Raw genomic sequence first — 23,281 nt, 5'->3', positions numbered from 1 at the left:
GTTTATCAAATTTTTTCCACTATGTCAATAACTCCTTGCTATAATCCAAAATTTAACACATAGATGAAAATTTGAGCCTATTCTTAAATCTAATACTATATAACCTTAAACATAATAATATGGATTTAGCAAAACAGTTAATTCAAGAACTAGTAAAAAAGAGCATATCAAAATAGAAATCCTATCTTGAATGGCTCTTTTTTTTAGACAAGCATGAAGTCAATAGTTCCCTTTAGCACATCTGCTCCTATTACTTTTATATTCACCATATCTCCAATTCTATATTGTTTTTTGCTCGATTCTCCCACGATATAGTATTTTTCTTCATCATAAAAATAATAGTCATCAGTCATATTGCTGAAATGTACAAGACCCTCTATGGTATTGTCAAGCTGAACAAACATTCCAAAATGAGTCAATGAACAGACCATACCTTCATACACATTTCCTACTCTTTCTTTCATGTATTCTGCTTTCTTCAAATCCTCTACTGCTCTTTCAGCTTCTTCTGCAATTCTCTCATTGGTTGATGATATATCTGCTACATAGGCAAGTCTATTTTCCAATACATCCATTTTGTCTGGAGCTAATTTTCCTTTTATGTAGCTCTTTATTATTCTGTGAATTTGAAGGTCTGGGTATCTTCTTATAGGGGATGTGAAATGGCAATAGTATTTAGCTGCCAATCCAAAATGCCCAGCCACTTCACTACTATATCTTGCTTTTTTAAGCGATCTCAACATAAGAGTGTTTATAAGGCTTTCTTCTTTCTTACCTTTCATTTTATTCATAAGAGATTGAAGTTCTTTTGGATGGACTTCTTGTGAACCTTTCAGATTGTATCCAAAATTGTGAATAAATTTATTGAACTGATTTATTTTTTCTATATCAGGGTCTTCATGAATTCTATATATAAATGGGACTTGAGACCAATACATATATTCTGCAACTGTCTCATTGCATACAAGCATGAATTCTTCAATCATCCTATTTGCAATTCGCCTTTCTTCTGCTCTTATTTCAATAGGAATGCCCCTGTCATCAAGTATTATTTTAGTTTCAGGAAAATCAAAATCTAAACTACCTCTCCTTTCCCTCTTTTCATTCAATATGTGACATAGCTCTTCCATGAGTTTTAAATCATCATATATATGAGCATATCTTTCTTTCAACTTTTCATCATCTTTTTCCAACAAATCTGATATATCATCATATACAAGTCTTTCCTTACTTTCAATAACACTTTCTACTATTTCATGATTAACTACTTTACCATTTTTATCAATTTCCATGAAAACAGATAATGTAAGCCTTGGAACATTGGGATTTAAACTGCAAATTCCATTGGAAAGCTTTTCAGGTAGCATCGGTATAACTCTATCTAATAAATAAACACTGGTACCTCTTTTCAATGCTTCCTTATCAATAATAGAATTTTCTTTTACATAGTGAGATACATCTGCAATATGTACTCCTAGTTTGAAATTTCCATTATCTAATTTTTCTATAGAAACAGCATCGTCAAAATCCTTTGCATCTGCACCGTCTATAGTAAAAATAGTCATATCTCTTAAGTCTACTCTTTTTTTTATTTCCTCGTTAGATACACTATCCTCTAGTCTATCTGCCTGATCTAATACCTTGTTTGGAAATTGTTCTGGCAATTTGAATTGTTTGATTACAGAAAGTATATCAGTTCCTTTTTCATCTATATATCCCAATATTTCAACAATTTTCCCTTCAGGATTTCTTCTTTTTTCAGGCCATCTAGTTATTTCTACTACTACTTTTTGATTGTTCTTTGCTCCATTCATATCTGCTTTAGATACAAATACATCCATGCTTATTTTAGAATCGTCAGGAAGTACAAAACCAAAATTCTTGTTATGTTCAAATGTTCCCACAATAGTCTCATTGGCCCTTGAAAGTACCCTTAAAATTTCTCCTTCTTCTCTTTTCCCATTTTCTCCCTTTTTCAGTATTCTAGCTATAACTTTGTCTCCATGAAGGGCTCCATTCATATCTTCTGCAGATATATATATATCTGCCTTTTCTTTATCATCTGGAATGACAAAGCCATAGCCTCTCTCATTACCTTCTAATACTCCAACTACTAAATTCATCTTTTCAGGAAGTCCATATAAATCATTTCTAGTCTTAATTATAGCTCCTTCTTTTTCCATACTGTCTAGAATTTCAAAAAAATCTTTCATATCTTTTTTATCTATTTCAAAAGATTTAGCCAACTCTTCTCTTGTCATAGGCTTATATAGTTTTTCTTCCATGAACAATACAATGTTTTCTCTAACACTCATAAATTCTCCTCCACCTTTTCTATTGTAGATAAATCTACTTATATTTTACCCTTAAGCCATATTCTTAACCCTCATCGTGAAAAAAATGTAAGATATATAAAATATCTTACATTTTTCTAGCTTTACCTCCAAATTGGATCTTATTGAAAAGATCTACATCATAGGAATACATGTTTTTATTTTTATCTTCATGAGCTTTAAGTCCAATATCAATCATCCTATTTACCAACTCTTTGAAAGATATGCCTTTTCCTTCCCATAGATAATAGGCAATAGAACCTGGCATAGTATTTATTTCATTTATATAGACATTGTTTTCTTCATCTAGTAGAAAGTCTATTCTTGCATTTCCTCTTCCATCTATAGAATGAAAAGCCTTCATTGCTATTTCTTCTATCTCTTTTGTTTTAGCTTCTCCTATATCAGCAGGAATTCTTCTTCTCTCTCCTTTTGCCCCTTTCATATTGCTCTTTACATATTTATCTTCATATGAAAGAAGTTCATTAAATCCAAGAGGTTCTTCACATAGCGAAACCATTAATTTGTTGTCGTAACCCATAACTGCACAGTTTATTTCTCTTGGATTTTCTACAGCTTTTTCTATGATTATCTTTCTATCATATCTAATAGCTACCTCTATTGCTCTATCCAAACTCTCACTATCAACAGCCTTTGATATTCCCACACTAGAACCTAAATTTGCTGGTTTCACAAATAGAGGATATTTTAGCTTATTTTCTATATTTTTCAATACTTTTTCTTTATCTTCTTCCCATTCTGATCTATAAAACCACATATAATCAACTACAGGAAGAGCATTTGCTTTAAATACATCTTTCATAAGTATTTTATCCATTCCCACACTAGAAGTAAGTACTCCTCCTCCTACATATGGAATATTCATGAGCTCAAACAAGCCTTGTATAGTTCCATCTTCACCATTTGTTCCATGAAGAGCTGGAAAAATAACATCTATATTTTCTACAATCTTTTTATTGCTAAAAAGTCCTCCCTTTTCATTTGGATGGGAATAGAATTTGTGATCATCATGAAATGGAGTGAAAACTATTTCTTTTAAATCTTTCAAATTGTTTTCTTTGAAATTTTCAAACTTAAATAGACTATCTCCAGTAAGCCATCTTCCTTCCTTATTTATATATATAGGTACTATATCATATTTTTCTCTGTCTATGTTTTCCATTATTTGAATACCTGTAATAACAGATACTTCATGTTCAACGCTTCTTCCACCAAATATTACACCAACTTTTTTTTTCATTTTATTCCCTCCTAAATAGAAAATTACTCATCATAATTGTCAGGTAAGTCATTTTCAAATAATACTACGTCTTTAGGCTTAACAATTTTTTGCAACTCTACAGTTGCTTCATCTAAATTGTCTACAACAAATATATTTTCCTCACTATAACCAACTTCCATCAATCCTTCATAAATTGGTTTAGTTCGTTTTCCTCCTACCAATATAGCATAGTCACAAACCTTTCCTATATTAGTTCCTAATTCTCTATTGGCCTCTTCTTCTCTTTCTCCCAATTCAACCATTCCAGGAGTTATAATTATTTTTTTACCTTCTTTAAATTGACCTAAAACTTCTAATGCAGCCCTTGCTCCTATTGGATTCGAATTAAAAGCATCATCTATAATTATAATGCCAGTACCTGGATCTATAATATTTAATCTATGAGGTATAGGTTCAACTTTTTCAATCCCTCTTTTTATTTCTTCAAAAGAAAGTCCCAAGGCCGTTCCAACGCTGGCTCCCGCTAACAAATTGTAAATATTGTGCTTACCCAACAATTTTGTCGTACACCTTATCTCATTTCCTTCCTTGTCTTTTAGAGTAAATGTTGAACCAAGTTTGGAAACTTCAATATCTGTAGCATAAATATCTAATTCATCTATGTTTTCTAATCCATAAAGTATTTTTTCTTTAAAAGTCTTATCTGCTAATTTTTTTATATATTCATTGTCATAATTAAAAATAGCTACTCCATCAGCAGGCAATTCTTCTATGAGTTCATATTTAGTCTTCATTATATTTTCTATATTCTTGAAGGTTTCTAAATGAGCTGGACCTATAGAGGTCAAAACCCCAATACTAGGACTTGTAAGTTTCGCCAATTCCTTTATGTCTCCGATATTTCTTGCTCCCATTTCAGCAATAAATACTTCTACATCATCATTTAAATCGCTATTTATGACTTTACTGATTCCCATAGGAGTATTGAAACTTTCAGGGGTTTTTAAAACATTATATTTTTCATCTAGTATTGTAGCTGTGACAAATTTTGTACTAGTCTTTCCAAAACTCCCTGTTATACCTACAACCTTCAAATTTTTCATGGATTTTATTTTTTCTTGTGCTTTTTCATAATAGTACATATTTATCTTTTTCTCAATTGGAGCAACTAATATATTTGCCAATATCATGATTTTAGGTTGAAAATAATCTAAAATAAAAAACATATAAAGCATAATAGGCAAATAAAACTGTCTATCACTAACTACTCCTTTATATATCAAATATACAAGCAATAGTATGAGAAAAACAATAATGAAATTTGAACCGTAAAGTCTTTTAGCTCTCGGAGTAAATACTAATTCTTTTTTTGCTTCTTCCTTTTTAAAATCAATTGTAAACAACATTATTGCAATAAATACTCCCAAATATCCATACAATAAAAATATACTCTTGTTAAATCCAGCAATTATAATATATGCTGCTGTCAAAATAGTTAAATATATCAAACTGTTCCTCATCTTTTTTGTATATACTTTTGAAGAACTATTCATCCATTTTTTATATTGTTCATTTTTATATCCTTCAAGTTGAATCATATGTAAGAAGAATTTTGACCTAAATACAATTGCAACAATACACAGAACAATAGAAACTGAAAATAAAATATTTATTTGCACCTCTTATTCACCTCCCAATAAAAAGGTTTCTAATATGATAGAAAATCTGCCAAATGAGTCCAAATATGAATAATGTCCAGCACCTTCAAGGACAACTAATCCACTGTCTCTTATTTCATTTTCCATGATCTTTCCCATATATAATGGTGTTGCTGTATCTTTATCTCCCCATATAAGAAGAGTTGAAGCTTCTATTTCCTTCAAAAGTGGTTTTAAATCTTCATTCACTACTTTTACAAGTATTTTTCTCATTATTCCAGAAGAATTTTGATAATCCGTAGAACCGAATTTTTTGTAGAATTTCTCCATTCTTTCTTTTTTATCTACCCAAAAAAACAATGTATTATATAAAGCTCTTAAAACCTTAAAACTATAGACTTTTATGTAGTATTTAGCTCCTCTTTTTGGAATGAGACCGGCACTGTCTATTAAGATCATTTTTTTTACAAGATTCTTATATTGACTGGATAGTACTATGGATACCCTTCCACCAAAAGAATGACCTATCAAAATGACTTCATCCATATTAAAATTATCTATAAATTTTTTAGTTATCCTTGCGTAGTCATATACCCCAAATACTTCCCTAGGTTCTTCGCTTTGTCCAAAACCTGGAAAATCTATAGCATATACTCTGAAATTCTTCACAAGTAAATTAAATATAGGCATCATTGTATCAATATTTGCTCCCCAACCATGAAGAAGCAAAACATTTGGCCCATTGCCTTCAACAATATAATTTATGTCTATACCTTCTATATTAACTTTCATACATTACCTTCCTCACTAATTTTAGCTTAATCTATATTATTAACTTACTATTTATGATTATAACAAATATTTGTTTTTTATTACATAAGAAAGATATTAACTATAAGATTATATCACATATATGCCTTTTTTTATAGTATGTATTGAAAAATCCCTCTCAAATTCGAGAGGGATTACATTCATTATATAAACAATTGAGCAAATACCAATGATACAATTGTCATAAGCTTAATCAATATATTTAAGGATGGCCCTGATGTATCTTTAAATGGATCCCCTACTGTATCTCCAACTACAGCAGCTTTATGAGCTGGGCTTCCTTTTCCACCATGGTTTCCTTCTTCTATATATTTTTTAGCATTGTCCCAAGCACCACCAGAGTTTGCCATGAATATTGCCATAAGAACACCTGTAACTAATGCTCCAGCAAGCAATCCTCCAAGAGCTTCTGCTCCTAATATAAGCCCTACCAATATAGGTACTATTACAGCTAACAATCCTGGTACAATCATTTCTTTTAGTGCAGCTTTTGTACTGATATCAACACATGTACCATATTCTGGTGTAGCTTTGCCTTCCATGATTCCTGGAATTGTCTTGAATTGTCTTCTTACTTCTTCAATCATACTAAATGCAGCTTTTCCTACTGCTTCCATTGTTATTGCTGAGAAAATGAATGGTAACATTCCACCTATAAATAATCCAGCTATAACTTTTGGACTAGTCAAATCTATTCCTGACAATCCAACTGCTTGTGTATAAGAAGCAAATAATGCAAGAGCTGTTAGAGCAGCTGAGCCTATTGCAAATCCCTTACCTACAGCAGCAGTAGTATTTCCTACTGAATCAAGTTTATCAGTAATTTTACGTACATCTTCTGGCAAATCACACATTTCAGAAATTCCACCAGCATTGTCAGCAATAGGACCATAAGCATCTACTGCTATTGTCATTCCTGCAGTTGAAAGCATTCCTACAGCTGCTAATGCTATACCATATAATCCCTCTGCTGCACTTGTTGCTCCATTTGAAGCATAAAATGCAACTAATATTCCAATTGCTATAACAATGATTGGTCCTCCTGTAGACATCATCCCTACAGAAAGTCCGCCTATGATATTTGTTGATGCTCCAGTTTCTGATTCATCTGCTATTCTCTTTACAGGTTTATAATCAGCAGATGTATAGTATTCTGTTATCTTTGCTATTATAATTCCTACTGCAAGACCAGATAGTATTGATATAAATGGTCTTGTTGAATTTAACATTGATTTACTTAATATGAATGCAACTATGATGGTAATGATTGAACTTACAGCTGTACCTGTATTTAAAGCTTTTTGTGGATCTTTATTTCCTCTTACAAAGAACACTCCAATGATTGAAGCAACAACACCTACAGATGCAAGTGCTAAAGCATAACTTACACCACTATCTCCATAAGCAGCTATTCCAAGAGTAATTGCTGAAATAATTGCACCAACATAGGATTCAAATAAATCAGCACCCATTCCAGCCACATCTCCTACGTTGTCTCCAACATTATCTGCAATAACAGCAGGATTTCTTGGGTCATCTTCTGGAATTCCAGCTTCAACTTTCCCAACTAAGTCAGCTCCAACGTCAGCAGCTTTCGTATAAATTCCACCACCAACACGAGCAAAAAGTGCTATTGACGAAGCTCCAAGTCCAAATCCAGTTATGATTTCTGGATCCTCAAATATTATGTATAATAGACCTACTCCTAATACTCCAAGGCCTACTACACACATTCCCATAACTGCTCCACCTGAAAAAGCAACATTTAAAGCTTTGTTCATACCTTCTTCTTTCGCAGCATTGGCAGTTCTTACATTAGCTTTTGTGGCAACTCTCATTCCAAAATAGCCTGCCAATATAGAAAATATTGCTCCTAATAAGAAACATAATGCCGTTTTTGGACTAATACCAATAGCCAATATGATAAATAGTACAACAATAAAAATTGCTAGAGATTTGTACTCTCTCTTTAAAAATGCCATAGCGCCTTCTTGTATATAAGATGAAATTTCCTTCATCCTATCTGTGCCAGGAGCTACTTTGTTGATTGAATTTGCCTTATAAAGAGCAAAAAGTAGCGCTAATACACCAACAATAGGTGCTATTATAATAGCATTATCCATTTTATAATACCTCCCTTATTCTTATTGTATTGCAGCTAACACTATTGCAGAAACCATAAATACAATGGCTGCTATAGTAGTTGCCTTAGCTAGTTTATCTTCATAATTTTTGCTTTTGCTTTTTCCCCAAATGCTTTCTCCTGCACCACCAATAGTCCCAAGGCCCTCTGATTTGCTTGGTTGCAACACGACCGTAAATATCAACACTACACTTGCAATCAAAATAATTATTGAAAATAATGTTTGCACTTTTCCACCTCCTGTTCTCTATGCAAAAAATATACCTTTCTACTCATAAACAACAATATTTTAACACAGTGCCTATATAAAATCAATAGAAAATGGCAAAAGGTCCAATACATAAATAAATAGTAAGGGCACCCTTACTATTTATTTATACCTTTTTACTTTTTATTTTTTTAAATTATAAAAAGCATCCATTCCTCTATACTCTGCAGTACCTCCTAGGAAATCTTCAAGCCTTAGAAGTTGATTATATTTTGCAACTCTATCTGTTCTAGATGGTGCACCAGTCTTTATTTGTCCTGCATTTACACCAACTACTAAATCTGCAATAGTTGTATCCTCTGTTTCTCCAGATCTATGAGACACAACAGCAGTATATCCATGGACTTTAGCCATTTCTATAGTATTTAGTGTTTCTGTAAGTGTACCTATTTGATTTAATTTTATAAGCACTGAATTTGCAACTCCCAATTTGATACCTTTTTCTACTCTTTCTGTATTTGTGACAAACAAATCATCTCCAACAATTTGTACTCGATCGCCCAATCTATCTGTTAAAAGTTTCCATCCATCCCAATCTTCCTCAGCCAAACCATCTTCAATAGATATTATTGGATATTTGTTTACTAGTTCTTCATAGAAATTAACCATTTCTTCTACAGTTAATTCTTTTCCTTCCCCAGCTAATTTATAGATTTTTCTTTCTTCATCATATATTTCTGTAGCTGCTACATCTACTCCTAGGCAAACATCTTTTCCTGGTTTGTATCCAGCTTTTTCTATAGCTTCTACTATAGTGGCAAGAGCTTCTTCGTTGCTAGTCAAGTTTGGAGCAAATCCACCTTCATCACCAACTGCAGTATTTAAGCCCTTACCTTTTAATACTGATTTCAAATTGTGAAATACTTCTGCGCCCATTCTTAGTGCTTCTCTAAAGTTTGTTGCTCCAACTGGCAATATCATAAATTCTTGAATATCTACATTGTTGTCAGCATGTTTTCCACCATTCAATATGTTCATCATTGGAACTGGAAGAACTTTTCCATTTACTCCGCCAATATATTGATAAAGTGGAAGCCCAAGTTCATCAGCTGCAGCTTTAGCTACTGCCAAAGAAACTCCTAATATCGCATTTGCTCCAAGTTTTCCCTTGTTATCTGTTCCATCAAGTTCAATCATTGTCATATCTATCCCAACTTGATCAAATACATCCATTCCTATAATTTCTGGAGCAATAATATTGTTTACATTGTCTACTGCATTCATGACACCCTTTCCCAAGTATCTAGATTTATCTCCATCTCTAAGTTCAACAGCTTCAAAAGCTCCTGTTGAAGCTCCTGATGGAACTTGTGCTCTACCAAAAGCATCATTTTCTGTCCAAACTTCTACTTCTACAGTAGGATTTCCTCTTGAATCAAGTATCTCTCTTGCATAAATATCAGTTATCATTGTCATTTTTTATTCCTCCTCTAAAATTAGTGATTGACCTGTCATCTCTTTTGGAACTTCAATATTCATCATATGGAGTAATGTCGGAGAAATATCTGCAAGTTTTCCTTCTCTTAAACGAACATTTCCTGCTCCTATAATGATGCAAGGAACTTTATTTGTTGTATGAGATGTAACAGGATGACCTTCTTCATCAATCATTTTTTCTGCATTTCCATGATCTGCAGTAATCATAAGTTTTCCATCTCTATTTAGAATTTCTTCTACTATTTCTCCCATACAAATATCTATAGTCTCTATAGCTTTTATAGTAGCTTCCAAATTTCCTGTATGCCCTACCATATCAGGATTTGCAAAATTTAAGATAATAAGGTCATATTCATCCATTTTAATTCTTCTTATAACTTCATTTTTTACTTCAATAGCACTCATCTCTGGTTGCATATCATATGTTGGAACTTTAGGAGATGGAATGAGAACCCTATCTTCATTTAAATTTGGCTCTTCTACCCCTCCATTGAAAAAGAAGGTCACGTGAGCGTACTTTTCAGTTTCTGCAATTCTAAGTTGTTTCATCCCAAGTTTACTTACATATTCACCTAATGTGTTTTTATGTTTTTCTGGTTTATATACTACATGAACATTCTCAATAGTCTTATCATACTGAGTCATTGTCACATAGAAAGTTTCAACTTTCTTTTGTCTTTTAAATCCCTCAAATTTTTCATCAACTATAGCTCTAGTTATTTCTCTAGCTCTATCGGGCCTAAAATTGAAAAATATAATAGAATCTCCATCTTCAATAGTTCCTACAGGCTTTCCATCTTCATAGATAACTGTTGGTACTACAAACTCATCTGTAACACCTTCTGCATAGGATTTTTCAATAGCTTCTACAGCATTTATTTCTTTTTTCCCATTTCCCAACACCATAGCATCATAGGCAAGCTTCACTCTTTCCCATCTCTTATCTCTATCCATAGCATAGTACCTACCTGATACTGTAGCAATTTTCCCTACTCCTATTTCATCTATCTTTTTCTCTAGTTCTTCGATATAGCTTTTACCACTTGTTGGAGGTACATCTCTTCCATCTAAAAAAGCATGAACACACACATTTTCAATACCTTCCTTTTTGAATAGCTCTAATAGTGCATAAAGATGGGTATTGTGGCTATGTACACCGCCATCAGACACCAAGCCCATTACATGAATCTTGCTGTTATTTGCCTTTACATTTGCTATAGCTTTTAAGAATTCTTCTTTATAAAAGAAATCTCCGTCTTCAATAGATTTAGTTATCCTAGTTAATTCTTGATATACAATTCTTCCTGCTCCAATATTTAAATGTCCTACTTCTGAATTTCCCATTTGCCCATCTGGCAATCCTACAGAAAGTCCACTAGGACTTAATTTTGTATTGGGATATTCTTTTAGGAGTCTATCATAATTCGGTGTGTTTGCAAGTTTAATTGCATTTCCTTCTTTTTTTTCTTCCAATCCCCAACCATCTAATATCATGAGCATTACTGGTTTTTTATTGTGCATAATAAAGCCTCCATTAGAAATTTATAAGTTTCAAAAAATCATCTGCTTTCAAACTAGCTCCACCTACTAGTGCTCCATCTATATCACTTTCAGCCATAAGTTCTTTTATATTGTTTGGTTTAACACTTCCTCCATATTGAATTCTCATACTTTGAGAAATATTTTCACCATATTTATCAGAAACTGTCTGTCTAATAAAACTTATCATATCATTGGCATCTTTGTTTGAAGCAGTTTTGCCAGTACCAATAGCCCAAATAGGCTCATAAGCTATGACTATGTCTTCAATATTTTTTTTATCTATATCTTCCAATGCAGCTTCTACTTGTCTTTTAACTACATCTTTTTCCATACCTTTTTCTCTTTCTTCCAACGTCTCTCCAACACATATTATGGGTTTTATATCATATTTCAATGCAGCTTTAACTTTTTTATTTACAGTTTCATCTGTTTCATTGAAATATTGTCTTCTTTCTGAATGGCCTATAATCACATAATCTATACCTATTTCTTTAAGCATAAGTGGAGAAATTTCTCCTGTAAAAGCTCCTCTGTCTTCCCAATGCATATTTTGTGCACCAAGTTTTATACTTGTTCCCTCTATTTCTTTTTTTACTTGCCATAGAGCAGTAAAAGGAACACATACAACAACTTCTACATCAGAATTTTTTTTTCCTTTTTTTATATCTCTAATCAAATTTACCGCTTCATCTACTGTATTATTCATCTTCCAATTTCCCGCGATAATTGGAACACGCATCAAATCACTCCCTTTATTTTTCACTAATAGCCGCAATCCCTGGCAATACTTTGCCTTCCAAAAATTCTAATGAAGCACCGCCACCTGTTGAAATATGAGTCATTTTGTCTTCAAATCCAGCTTTTTCAACAGCTGAAGCACTATCCCCGCCCCCAACTATTGTCACAGCAGATGTTTCAGCCATAGCTCTAGCTATTTCATCAGTTCCAACTTTGAAATTTTCCATTTCAAATACTCCCATAGGCCCATTCCATACAACAGTTTTAGCATTCTTAATTTCCTCACTAAATAGCTTAACTGTCTTTTCCCCTATATCCAATCCCATCATATCTTCTGGAATACTATCTACATTAACTGTTTTATATTCTGTATCATTTTTAAATTCTTTAGCCACTACTGTATCTATTGGCAACAATAGTTTTACATTCTTTTTTTTAGCTTTTTCCATTAAGCTTTTAGCTAAATCTATTTTATCCTCTTCAAGAAGTGATTTACCTACATTATAGCCTTTAGCTTTCAAAAAAGTATAAGCCATTCCTCCACCAATAAGTATAGTATCAACTTTCTCAATCAAATTCTCTATAACACCAATTTTATCCGATACCTTTGCACCACCCAATATAGCTACAAAAGGTCTTTCAGGATTTTCCAAAGCCTTTCCCATGACTTCAATTTCTTTCTTGACTAAAAATCCAACGCTTGATGGCAAGAAACTAGAAACTCCTACATTTGAAGCATGAGCTCTATGAGAAGTTCCAAAAGCATCATTTACATATAAATCTCCAAGAGAAGCTAGTTCTTTTGCAAATTCTTCACCATTCTTTTCTTCTTCACTCCTATATCTAGTATTTTGTAACAAAACTACATCTCCTGGTTTCATATTATCTACTATTTTTTTTACGTTTTCACTAACTACTTTTTCATCATCTGCAAATACTACTTCTTTTCCCAATAGTTCAGACAATCTCTTTGCCACTGGTTCTAAGCTATATTTAGGATTTGGTTGTCCCTTTGGTCTTCCTAAATGAGACATAAGTATTACTTTTGCACCATGGTCTAGCAAATAATTTATAGTTGGAAGAGCAGAAGTTATTCTTCTATCATCAGTAATATTTCCATTTTCGTCCATTGGAACATTAAAATCACATCTAACTAATGCTCTTTTCCCTTCAAACTGTAAATCTTCAATAGTTCTTTTATTTAGCATATTATCACCCCTAATTTTAGTAATTGGTAAAAGCCGGTCTTGAAATCAAGACCGGACTAATATACTTATTTGTTTGCAATATAACTTGCTAAATCAACAACTCTTCGAGAATATCCCCATTCATTGTCATACCAAGAAACAACTTTCACCATATTGTCTATAACCATTGTAGAAAGTCCATCTACTATTGATGAACGTGGATCTCCCTTATAGTCTACTGATACCAATGGTTCATCTGAGAATCCTAGTATTCCCTTCATTGGGCCTTCACTAGCTTCCTTTAGAGCTTGATTTACTTCTTCAGCTGTTGTTGGCTTTTCTACTTCAAATACAACATCTACTACAGATACTGTTGGAGTAGGTACTCTCATTGCAAATCCATTTAATTTTCCTTTAAGTTCTGGAATTACAAGTGCAACGGCTTTTGCTGCTCCAGTTGTTGTTGGGATGATTGATTCTGCAGCTGCTCTAGCTCTTCTTAAATCTTTATGTCTCTTATCTAGGATTTGTTGATCATTTGTATAAGAGTGAACTGTAGTCATAAGTCCTTTCTTCACTCCAAATTTATCAACTATTACTTTTGCTACTGGTGCTAGACAGTTAGTTGTACAAGAAGCATTTGATATTATATTGTGATTTATTGGATCATATTTGTCTTCATTTACTCCCATAACTATAGTTATATCTTCATTTTTAGCTGGTGCAGTAATAAGTACTTTTTTAGCTCCTGCATTTATATGTTTCATTACACCTTCCCTGTCTCTAAATGCACCTGTTGATTCTATAACTAAATCTACTCCAAGCTCTTTCCAAGGAATTTCTTCTGGATTTCTATGAGCTACTACTTTAATCTTCTTTCCATTGATAATAAATCCATCTTCTACTACCTCTATAGTTCCATTGAACTTTCCATAAAGTGAATCATATTTGAACAAGTGTGCCAATGTGTTTAAATCTCCAGAAGCATTTAATGCTACTATCTCAAAATCATCAATTCCTTCTTCCATGTAAATTCTTAAAACATCTCTTCCTATTCTGCCAAATCCACTTATACCTACTTTTAAAGACATAATGTATTCCTCCTTAAATATATATTTTAGCTACACATGTAGCTTAATTAACAATATCTAATATTTTTTTTGCAGCACCTTCATCAGTTACTAACACCATATCCTCTTTGATAGAACAAATAGAAACAATGGCCTCAGCCTTTCTTTCTCCTCCAGCTACGCCAATTACATTATCTACTTTTTTAAAATCCACAAGTGAAAGTCCTACAGTCATAGATTCCCAAACAGTATTGCCATATCTATCAAAATAATGACCAAAAGCTTCTGCTACTGCTCCTTTTTGTATCAATTCCTCTATTTTCTCTTCTGATGATTTTCTCTTTTTAGCCATTTCATCTGCTCTACCCATACCAAATACTAATACATTAATATTTTTCATGATATTTACAAATTCATTTACTTCTGGCACTTTTAAAAGTGCAGTTATAGTTTCTTCCTCAATATTGTCTGGTACATGCAGAAGTCTGTAATTTCCTCCCAATTTTTGTGCTAGCTTTGCAGCTATACTATTAGCTTGAATTTCAACATTTTTCCCAAGCCCTCCTCTTGCAGGAAGAACTAGTACATCACTTCCTTTCTTTTCTTGGCACATTTCTTCTGCAACCTGTGCCATAGTAGTACCACCGGTAATTCCAATGACAGAATTGCTTGAAATAACACTTCTTAAATATTTAGCTGCAGCCCTTCCCATATCCTTTAAAACCAATTCATCTTCATCTGAATTTCCTGGGACAATTATTACTTTTTTAACTCCCAATATTTTTTCCAATGACATCTCTAAATCACTTAAACCTTTTAAGTTGTGTATAATATCTTTTAAATCTTCTAATACATTTTTCCCATCTTCTGTTACATACATACCCATGGATTCAATATTTAATAGCCCTTGATCCTTCAAAATAGCAACTTCAGTTCTAATTGTCCTTTCACCTATATTTAATTGAGTAGCTAATGCCCTTCTTCCAATAGGTTGACATAAATATATGCTTCTTAAAATATCATATCTTTTTTCAAGAATATCAACTATTTCAGGAACTATCTTTTTTTCTAATTCTATTAAATCATTCAATAAAAACACCTCTTAAGTCTATCATAACCAAAATATCAGCTATTAAATATATAAATAGTATTTTAGGTATATGGTCGTTATTTGTCCCTATGTAAATTATTTGTCCCACTATCCATAAAAAAATATACGCTCATTTCTCACTTTCATTATAAGATAAAAGCTTTTATTTTTCAAGTCATAAAAAATAAAAGCTACTATTCTTTTTTTAGAAAAGTAGCTTCTAATATCTTCTTCTCATTGATGAAGATGGTATATTGAGTTCATCTCTATACTTTGCAACAGTCCTTCTAGATATTGATATATCTTTTTCTTTAAGCATATTTGCTATTTGTTGATCGCTTAGTGGTTTCTTTGGATTTTCCTTTTCTATAAATTCCTTTATCATTGATTTTATAGAAATAGAAGAAACCTCTCCATCATTTCCAGAAATTCCAGTAGTAAAAAAATATTTTAGTTCAAACAATCCTCTTGGAGTTTGAATATACTTCCCACTTGTAGCTCTACTCACTGTTGATTCATGGACACCTATGTCATCAGCTACATCTTTAAGAGTCAATGGCTTTAAACCCTTTTCACCTTTTTCAAAAAAATCTTTTTGAAATTTCAATATAGAATATACTACATTGTAAATAGTTGTTTTCCTTTGTTCAATACTTTTTATAATCCACATAGCCGAATTCAATTTTTCTGTCAAAAATGAAGTGATATTTGCATCATCTGATTTAAGCATGAGTTCTTTGTAAAAGCTATTTATATTAAGTCTAGGTGCTGTAATATCATTTAGTACTACCAAATATTCTCCATCGATTTCTTGAAGTATAACATCTGGAGTAATGTATTTCACTTCTCCTCCACCTATAGAAAAACTCCTGCCAGGCTTTGGCTCCAATGTTTTTATGAAATCACAAATATCTTGAACTTCTTCAAGTGCTAATCCTAATTCTTTAGATATTTTTTGAAGTCTATTTTGAGCTATATCTTCTAAATAATTTTTAACTATATTATATATATTTTTGTCCTCTATGCTTTTATCTTTGAGTTGAATGCATAGGCATTCTTCTAAATTTCTAGCTCCAACTCCCACAGGATCAAAGCACTGTATCTCAAGTAAAACCTTTTCCACTTGTTCAGTAGAAGCATTTAAAGTTTCAGCAATATCTTCTACTGAACAAGTTAAATAACCATTTTCATCAATATTTTCAATTATATATTTTCCTATTTCTCTTTCAAAGCCTTCACAAATAGTAAGACCAAGTTGAATAAGCAAATACTCTTTCAAAGAAGTAGAATAACAAACAAAGTTCTCATAAGTTATTTCTTTATCATCCTTTACATTTTGAACAGTATAGCTTATATCATCATAGTTTTCTAGAAATTCTTTCCAATCAATTTCTTCATTTGTGTTGGTTATTTCCTCTATATTTTCATACTCTTCAGAAACATTTTCTTTTTCCAACATAGGATTTATTTCAATTTGTTTTTCTAAATATTCATTTAATTCTTGACTGGTAAATTGAAGTAATTGAATTGCTTGTCTCAACTCGGGTGTCATCACCAATCTTTGAGCTTGTTCAAGGGTCAAATCATAACCTAATCTCATTAAAGCTCACTCCCACCAATAGGTTTTAATATTTGTATATGATTATTATATCAAAAAAATAAGCAATAAACAAAATTATTTATTTTTCGACATTTTTATTGCATATGAAATTTTCATAAAATCAAACAAAAAAGGCTTCCTTAGTTTTTAATGTTTCTATTGGAAGCCTTTTTTATATTATTCTTTATTTTTCTCGTATGGTACACCATTTGCTGCTGGACCTGTTACTTTTCCAACAAAGCTCATAAGAATTATGAGTGTGAGTACATATGGTATCATGGCTAACAATTGTGATGAAACTTTTATATTTGTTCCACCTAAATATACAACCAAACCTTGTGCCACACCAAATAACAAACATGCCCACATAGATCCTTGTGGCGTCCATTTTCCAAATATCATAGCAGCTAATGCTATAAAACCTTGTCCAGAAATAAGAGTTGCTCTAAAATTTGATACTGCAGCCAAACTCATAGCTGCTCCACCAAATCCAGCAAAAACTCCTGATAAGATTACAGCTAGATATTTTACCTTGTAGACATCAATTCCCAATGTATCTGCTGCTCTTGGATGCTCTCCAACAGCTCTTATTCTAAGCCCAATTTTAGTCTTATATAATATATACCACACTATAAAAACTAGCAAAAATGCAAGGTAAACCGTTGCATATTGATTAAAGACTAAATCTAAAAACGAATTTTGAGCAAATACTCCATTTAATGGTCTTGGCATTTTTTGATCTAAAGGTATAGGTTTAGTCATAGTAGCTCCTTCAAAGAATACTCTACTCAAGAAAAGAGATAATCCAGGCCCTAGAAAGTTCATGGCAATACCAGAAACTACCTGATCTGCTGAAAAAGTCACACATGCTACAGCATGAAGTAATGCCAATACTCCTCCTGCAAGTCCAGCACACAAAAAAGCTAACCAAGGATTGCCTGAATAATAGCCTACTGTTGCACCGATAAAAGCTCCTATAGTCATCATGCCTTCAAGACCTATATTTACAACTCCGGAATTCTCTGTCATTACCCCTCCAAGAGCTGTATATATAAGAGGTGCAGCGTACATTAAACTAATTCCTATTATCAAACCTAAATCATTTAGAGCGTTCAACTTCTCCACCCCTCTTTCTTCTAGACCTTATAGTTGTCAATCCTTCTATCATCTTAGGCATAGCTATAAAAAATACTATAATGCCAATGACTATGTTGATTATTTCAGATGGTGCTCCCATTATTGGTTGAATCTTATATCCACCATATTTAAGTGCCCCAAACAATAGCCCAGCAAATATACAGCCTATAGGGCTATTACCTCCTATCAAAGATACAGCCATGCCGTCAAATCCATTTCCTTCCATGGCAGATAATATAGATATTTCGTTTGTAACTCCTAGCACATGGACAGCTCCTGCAAGACCTGATATAGCTCCTGCAATCATCATAGCAGTTATCGTATTTTTCTTTACATTGATACCACCATACTCAGCAGCATCTTTGTTAAATCCTACTGCTCTCAGTTCATATCCAAGTGTAGTATCATTTAATACATATTTTATGAGAAATGCAACTAATATCGCTATTATGAAACCAAAATTTACAGGTGCATTGAAAAAGCTACCCAATGAGCTACCAAATTCTTTAGGGAAAGCAATGCTCGCAGAACTTAATATTTTTTGAGAAGCTTCACTATTTGGTCTCTTGAATTTATCCCAGTAAACTAAAAAGTTACTCAAATAAAATGCAATCCAATTGAGCATTATAGTCGTTATGACTTCATTGACACCAAATTTGGATTTTAAAAATCCGGCAAAGCCTCCCCAGAGTGCTGCTGCTAAACAAGCCAACAATAGTGCAACTATTGCATGAAGAACTGGTGGTAGATGTAGAAAATATCCTGCCAATGTTGCCACTAATGCTCCTATTATAAATTGACCTTCTGCACCTATATTGAAAAGTCCTGTTTTAAAAGCAAAAGCTACAGAAATACCTGTTAAAATAAGTGGTGTAGACTTTATGATAGTCCATGAAATATATTTAGGACTACCAAATACGCCTGCAATCATTATTCCATAAGCTTCCAGTGGATTGTATCCTACTGCTAACAATATTATTGCTCCAATTACAAGACCTATTAGAATTGCAATAATAGTAAATTTAAGCCTGTTTTCTTTCATCATCTACACCTCCTCCTGCCATTAGATATCCTAATGTTTTTTCATCGGCTTTATTTGCATCAAGTATAGCTACTATTTTCCCATCAAATATAACTGCTATTCTATCTGACAAATTCATTATTTCATCTAGTTCAAAAGAAATTAAAAGTACTGCCTTTCCTCTATCTCTTTGTTCAACTAATGATTTATGAACAAATTCAATTGCCCCAACATCAAGTCCTCTTGTTGGTTGTGCGGCTATAAGAACATCTGGGTCATTTGTCACTTCTCTAGCTATAATGACCTTTTGTTGATTTCCACCCGACAATGCTTTAGCAAGCTGATCCTCATTTCGAGGTCTTACATCAAATTTATCTATCAATTCTTTTGCATGCTTTCTAATTTCATCATGATTTAATTTGTTCCCATGAGAAAATGGCTCTTTGTGATATTTTTCTAAAATAAAGTTTTCAGCCATACTAAAATCCATTACCAATCCTCTTCTTTGTCTGTCTTCAGGAATAGTACTTATTCCTCTTTCTATAATGTATTTAGGCGTTTTGTTTGTAATGTCTTCTCCATTTAATATAATCTTGCCTGATTCAACGGGCCTAAGTCCTGTCAGTCCTTCAATTAGCTCACTTTGCCCATTCCCATCAACTCCTGCTATCCCAAGTATCTCACCTTTGTGAAGCTCGAGGGATAGACCATCTACTGCATTTAAATCTCTATTATCTTTTATAACAATATTATCTATATTTAAAACAACTTCACCTTTTTCAATATCTTTTTTATCAACAACAAAATTTACCTGTCTTCCTACCATCTTTTCAGCTAAATCTTTTTCTGAAACATCACTTACCTTAACAGTATCAATTTTCTTTCCTCTACGAATTATAGTACAATAATCTGCAGCCTGTTTTATTTCCCTTAATTTGTGAGTAATAATGATAATCGTTTTCCCTTGGCTAGTTAAGCTTTTCATGATTTGAATAAGTTCTTCTATCTCTTGAGGAGTTAAAACCGCAGTAGGCTCATCTAATATCAATATATCTGCTCCTCTATAAAGAGCTTTCAATATTTCCACTCTTTGTTGCATTCCAACTGTTATATCCTCAATTTTAGCATTTGGATCAACATATAATCCATATTTTCGAGATAATTCCTCAACTTCTTTAGTTGCTCTTTTTATATCTAAATGTCCTGTATTCCAGTTTCCCTTCTTAACTGTTGTTTCCTTACCTAAAATTATGTTTTCTACAACAGTAAACTTGTCAACTAACATAAAATGTTGGTGAACCATTCCAATTCCCTTTTCTATGGCGATATTCGGATTTGTTATTTGGACTTTTTCACCATTTATAAATATTTCTCCTTCCGTAGGCAAATACAATCCATATAGTACATTCATAAGGGTAGTTTTTCCTGCACCGTTTTCCCCTAGTAGTGCATGGATTTCTCCCTTATGAACTGTTAAGTCAATATTATCATTTGCCACAAAATCGCCAAATTTCTTTGTGATACCTTTCATTTCAATGACTTTAGTTGAAAAATCTATATTGTTCAATAGGGCCCCTCCTATCTAATATAACAGCCCAGGCAAAAGCCTGAGCTGCCCATTTTCCTATTATAGTGAATTTACGAAATCATTGAAAGTCTCTTGGTTAAATGGAACTTCAATTTTCCCATCAATGATGTCTTTCTTTAAAGCTTCCACTTCATCAAGTATTTCTTTTGGAACATGTTTGTCTGATGTTGGAGCTATATCTACTGCTCCTTCTTCAAGACCATAAACTACTGTTGTGCCACCAGGGAATTTTCCCTCTTTTAAATCTTTAACTACATTGTAAACACCTACATCTACACGTTTCATAGCTGATGTAATAACATTGTCAGGTGCCATATAGTTTTGGTCTCTATCTACACCTATTGCAAATTTACCTTGTTCTTTAGCTGCTTCTATGACACCATCGCCAACTCCTCCAGCAGCATGGAACACTATATCTGCTCCTTGTTGGTACATACTGTTTGCAATAGCCTTACCTTTTGCTGCATCGGTAAATGATTCAGCGTATTGAATTATAACTTCTACATTGGTACCATTTACTTTGTTTGCATATTCAACTCCAGCATGGTATCCATTTTCAAAAGCACTTATAACGTCACCTTCCATACCACCTACAAAACCAACTTTGCCGGTTTTAGTCATTTTAGCAGCTATATAGCCTACTAAAAATGAAGGTTGTTCTTGTTTAAATACAACGCCCACTACATTTTCAGGAGTATCCTCATACGCAAAGTCTACTATAGCATATTTAGTATCAGGATTCTTTTTTGCAGCTTCCAATATAGGATCTCCAAGCTTGTATCCAATTCCCCAGATAAGGTCATTGCCTGCATCAAGAGCAGTTTCTAGATTTGGAACAAAATCCGCATCTTGATGAGATTCTTGATATGATACTTTTACACCTAAATCTTTGCCTGCTTTTTGAAGTCCTTCCCAAGCAGATTGATTAAAAGATTGGTCATTTACTCCACCAACATCTGTAACCATAGTAACTTTCAACTTGTCTCCACTATCGCCACCACTGGAACAAGCGGCAAGACTAAGTGCTAATACTGCAATCATGACTACTGCCATTATCTTTTTTGGCATTTTGACTCCCCCTTTAATGGATTATTAATTTAGTCTACTATTATATAGTTCTACATCATTTTCTAAAATCCTTCAACTATTTTTATTTATTTCCACAAAAATCAATCCAATTCATAGAAATGTTTTTGTGAAATATTAACAAATTGTAGACTCTTTTGTAATATAATCTTCATCTGCTAAAATATTTATAGCAGCCTCTAATTTTTCTTCGTTTACCATTAAAATTGGTCCTGTACATCCCATTCCACTTTCAGCATATATGCCTTTTTTCCAAAGAGCTTTTACTGCATTTTCAAGTTCCATTATATCTATACCTGCAATAGTCCCTGTCACAGTTTCCTTTGGTGGGGGAGCAACTTCTTCTTCATCATCTTGTTTTTTGTTTTCTTTGTTTAGACCCTTTAATATTTCTTTAAATCCTGCTTTATTTACTTTAGCAAACTCTTCCTTTGCTACTTCTTTTACATTCCCTTTAGCTAAACTAGCTCCATAACTAATTGCATTGGCTACAACAGGTATTCCTGAAGCTCTTGACAATATGAGAATAACTCTATCATAATCTTCACCTATACCAGGCCCATAGCCATAGCCCATAGCTTCAAAGTCTCCTCCAGTTGTATATGATGAGAATACTTTCATCAAAATATTACCAGTAAGGGTGTCTGTAATCATAACATCTGGTACACCTGCCAACAAATCGTTTCCTCTCATGACACAACCGCCATCTGCTCTTAAAGATTCTGTAAAGTTTACTTTGTACCCATTTTTGTCAAGATCTTTCAATGCTCTTTCTACTTGTCTAGCACCATCTAAATTTAAAATTCCAACTGTAGGATTTTCTATTCCCATAGTCTTTGCTGCTATGATGCCGTAAATACCATTTTTAACCATAGCTTCAACTCTATGAGGAGAAGATGTTCCAGTAGTAGTAGCAATATACATTTCTCTTCCTCTGCCTGGAGTTACAACTCTTCCTACTGTTGAAACACCAATTGGAAAACTATAGTGCATTGTTACTGCAGAATGAATTTCTCCAGAATCCAATAGCTCTTCCATCTTTTTGTAGCCTTCTTCTTCGTTTTCTACAACTACTTGAGTCAATGGACTATCAACTTTTGGTCCAATTAAAACAACCTCTATGGATGAATCTCTTTTTTGAGCTATTTCTGCGCCTTTAACAACATTATCTACACCATGTTCACTTCCAAAAGTAGTTATACCTACCCTTATTTTTTCTCCAAATTCTCCTGTTTCTATTGCATCAGCTATGTCTTTAAAAACTTTTCCTATCATTTTATTTACATTGTTTTCAGCCATTTTATCACCT

Annotated in this window: 18 protein-coding genes; all 18 read right to left on the bottom strand. The window is 33.0% G+C overall.

All coding sequences use genetic code 11. The features are described 5' to 3' along the window. Positions 1-203 precede the first annotated feature (203 nt). Entirely contained in the window at positions 204-2,315 is a 2,112-nt protein-coding gene (rnr, locus tag ACFWUA_RS08220; protein WP_416197562.1) for a ribonuclease R, read from the bottom strand. Between the two features lie 106 nt (positions 2,316-2,421). Further along, on the bottom strand, positions 2,422-3,594 hold the full coding sequence (locus ACFWUA_RS08215) for a D-alanine--D-alanine ligase family protein (protein WP_416197561.1): 1,173 nt from the start codon (positions 3,592-3,594) through the stop codon (positions 2,422-2,424). A gap of 23 nt (positions 3,595-3,617) precedes the next feature. Next, complete coding sequence (locus tag ACFWUA_RS08210; protein ID WP_416199191.1) at positions 3,618-5,174, bottom strand: UDP-N-acetylmuramoyl-tripeptide--D-alanyl-D-alanine ligase; 1,557 nt, start codon at positions 5,172-5,174, stop codon at positions 3,618-3,620. An 84-nt stretch (positions 5,175-5,258) separates the two neighbouring features. Next, a complete protein-coding gene (locus ACFWUA_RS08205; RefSeq protein WP_416197560.1) occupies positions 5,259-6,026 on the bottom strand; it encodes an alpha/beta fold hydrolase in 768 nt (255 codons plus the stop codon). Positions 6,027-6,208: 182 nt separating this feature from the next. Next, a complete protein-coding gene (locus tag ACFWUA_RS08200; protein ID WP_416197559.1) occupies positions 6,209-8,188 on the bottom strand; it encodes a sodium-translocating pyrophosphatase in 1,980 nt (659 codons plus the stop codon). Positions 8,189-8,209: 21 nt separating this feature from the next. Further along, positions 8,210-8,437, bottom strand: a complete 228-nt coding sequence (secG, locus tag ACFWUA_RS08195; protein WP_416197558.1) for a preprotein translocase subunit SecG — start codon at positions 8,435-8,437, stop codon at positions 8,210-8,212. 162 nt (positions 8,438-8,599) lie between these two features. Then, positions 8,600-9,892 carry a phosphopyruvate hydratase gene (gene eno / locus ACFWUA_RS08190; protein WP_416197557.1) on the bottom strand — a complete coding sequence of 431 codons (1,293 nt, stop codon included), beginning with the start codon at positions 9,890-9,892 and terminating at the stop codon, positions 8,600-8,602. 3 nt (positions 9,893-9,895) lie between these two features. After that, positions 9,896-11,434: a 2,3-bisphosphoglycerate-independent phosphoglycerate mutase gene (gpmI, locus tag ACFWUA_RS08185; RefSeq protein ID WP_416197556.1), complete on the bottom strand. Its 1,539-nt coding sequence runs from the start codon at positions 11,432-11,434 to the stop codon at positions 9,896-9,898. Between the two features lie 13 nt (positions 11,435-11,447). Next, complete coding sequence (tpiA, locus tag ACFWUA_RS08180) at positions 11,448-12,194, bottom strand: triose-phosphate isomerase (RefSeq protein WP_416197555.1); 747 nt, start codon at positions 12,192-12,194, stop codon at positions 11,448-11,450. 13 nt (positions 12,195-12,207) lie between these two features. Further along, on the bottom strand, positions 12,208-13,401 hold the full coding sequence (locus ACFWUA_RS08175; protein WP_416197554.1) for a phosphoglycerate kinase: 1,194 nt from the start codon (positions 13,399-13,401) through the stop codon (positions 12,208-12,210). A gap of 65 nt (positions 13,402-13,466) precedes the next feature. Beyond that, positions 13,467-14,471, bottom strand: a complete 1,005-nt coding sequence (gene gap / locus ACFWUA_RS08170; RefSeq protein WP_416197553.1) for a type I glyceraldehyde-3-phosphate dehydrogenase — start codon at positions 14,469-14,471, stop codon at positions 13,467-13,469. A gap of 43 nt (positions 14,472-14,514) precedes the next feature. Next, a complete protein-coding gene (locus ACFWUA_RS08165; RefSeq protein WP_416197552.1) occupies positions 14,515-15,549 on the bottom strand; it encodes a sugar-binding transcriptional regulator in 1,035 nt (344 codons plus the stop codon). A 211-nt stretch (positions 15,550-15,760) separates the two neighbouring features. Continuing rightward, positions 15,761-17,140, bottom strand: a complete 1,380-nt coding sequence (gene rpoN / locus ACFWUA_RS08160; protein WP_416197551.1) for an RNA polymerase factor sigma-54 — start codon at positions 17,138-17,140, stop codon at positions 15,761-15,763. A 177-nt stretch (positions 17,141-17,317) separates the two neighbouring features. Continuing rightward, on the bottom strand, positions 17,318-18,211 hold the full coding sequence (locus ACFWUA_RS08155; protein ID WP_416199190.1) for an ABC transporter permease: 894 nt from the start codon (positions 18,209-18,211) through the stop codon (positions 17,318-17,320). 28 nt (positions 18,212-18,239) lie between these two features. Further along, positions 18,240-19,322 carry an ABC transporter permease gene (locus ACFWUA_RS08150; RefSeq protein WP_416197550.1) on the bottom strand — a complete coding sequence of 361 codons (1,083 nt, stop codon included), beginning with the start codon at positions 19,320-19,322 and terminating at the stop codon, positions 18,240-18,242. After that, on the bottom strand, positions 19,300-20,829 hold the full coding sequence (locus ACFWUA_RS08145) for an ABC transporter ATP-binding protein (protein WP_416199189.1): 1,530 nt from the start codon (positions 20,827-20,829) through the stop codon (positions 19,300-19,302). The genes ACFWUA_RS08150 and ACFWUA_RS08145 overlap by 23 nt, the downstream gene beginning before the upstream one ends. 96 nt (positions 20,830-20,925) lie before the next feature. After that, the gene (locus tag ACFWUA_RS08140) at positions 20,926-21,954 is read right to left on the bottom strand and encodes a BMP family lipoprotein (protein ID WP_416197549.1); all 1,029 of its coding nucleotides are present in this window, start codon (positions 21,952-21,954) and stop codon (positions 20,926-20,928) included. A 135-nt stretch (positions 21,955-22,089) separates the two neighbouring features. Next, positions 22,090-23,271 (bottom strand): glycine/sarcosine/betaine reductase complex component C subunit alpha, encoded by a 1,182-nt coding sequence (grdD, locus tag ACFWUA_RS08135; RefSeq protein WP_416197548.1) that lies wholly within the window; start codon positions 23,269-23,271, stop codon positions 22,090-22,092. Positions 23,272-23,281: the final 10 nt, after the last annotated feature.

Origin of the sequence: Sporanaerobacter sp. (genome assembly GCF_047830725.1) — a bacterium.
GTDB lineage: Bacteria > Bacillota > Clostridia > Tissierellales > Sporanaerobacteraceae > Sporanaerobacter.
Note: the sequence above shows the minus strand (reverse complement) of the source record. Positions and strands in the feature narration are given on the sequence as shown.

Excerpts from the sequence above, each read along its gene's own strand:
- rnr (WP_416197562.1), bottom strand. The coding sequence starts at position 2,315 with ATGAGTGTTAGAGAAAACATTGTATTGTTCATGGAAGAAAAACTATAT.
- ACFWUA_RS08215 (WP_416197561.1), bottom strand. The coding sequence starts at position 3,594 with ATGAAAAAAAAAGTTGGTGTAATATTTGGTGGAAGAAGCGTTGAACAT.
- ACFWUA_RS08210 (WP_416199191.1), bottom strand. The coding sequence starts at position 5,174 with ATGATTCAACTTGAAGGATATAAAAATGAACAATATAAAAAATGGATG.
- ACFWUA_RS08205 (WP_416197560.1), bottom strand. The coding sequence starts at position 6,026 with ATGAAAGTTAATATAGAAGGTATAGACATAAATTATATTGTTGAAGGC.
- ACFWUA_RS08200 (WP_416197559.1), bottom strand. The coding sequence starts at position 8,188 with ATGGATAATGCTATTATAATAGCACCTATTGTTGGTGTATTAGCGCTA.
- eno (WP_416197557.1), bottom strand. The coding sequence starts at position 9,892 with ATGACAATGATAACTGATATTTATGCAAGAGAGATACTTGATTCAAGA.
- gpmI (WP_416197556.1), bottom strand. The coding sequence starts at position 11,434 with ATGCACAATAAAAAACCAGTAATGCTCATGATATTAGATGGTTGGGGA.
- tpiA (WP_416197555.1), bottom strand. The coding sequence starts at position 12,194 with ATGCGTGTTCCAATTATCGCGGGAAATTGGAAGATGAATAATACAGTA.
- ACFWUA_RS08175 (WP_416197554.1), bottom strand. The coding sequence starts at position 13,401 with ATGCTAAATAAAAGAACTATTGAAGATTTACAGTTTGAAGGGAAAAGA.
- gap (WP_416197553.1), bottom strand. The coding sequence starts at position 14,471 with ATGTCTTTAAAAGTAGGTATAAGTGGATTTGGCAGAATAGGAAGAGAT.
- rpoN (WP_416197551.1), bottom strand. The coding sequence starts at position 17,140 with ATGAGATTAGGTTATGATTTGACCCTTGAACAAGCTCAAAGATTGGTG.
- ACFWUA_RS08155 (WP_416199190.1), bottom strand. The coding sequence starts at position 18,211 with ATGTACGCTGCACCTCTTATATATACAGCTCTTGGAGGGGTAATGACA.
- ACFWUA_RS08150 (WP_416197550.1), bottom strand. The coding sequence starts at position 19,322 with ATGATGAAAGAAAACAGGCTTAAATTTACTATTATTGCAATTCTAATA.
- ACFWUA_RS08145 (WP_416199189.1), bottom strand. The coding sequence starts at position 20,829 with ATGAAAGGTATCACAAAGAAATTTGGCGATTTTGTGGCAAATGATAAT.
- ACFWUA_RS08140 (WP_416197549.1), bottom strand. The coding sequence starts at position 21,954 with ATGCCAAAAAAGATAATGGCAGTAGTCATGATTGCAGTATTAGCACTT.
- grdD (WP_416197548.1), bottom strand. The coding sequence starts at position 23,271 with ATGGCTGAAAACAATGTAAATAAAATGATAGGAAAAGTTTTTAAAGAC.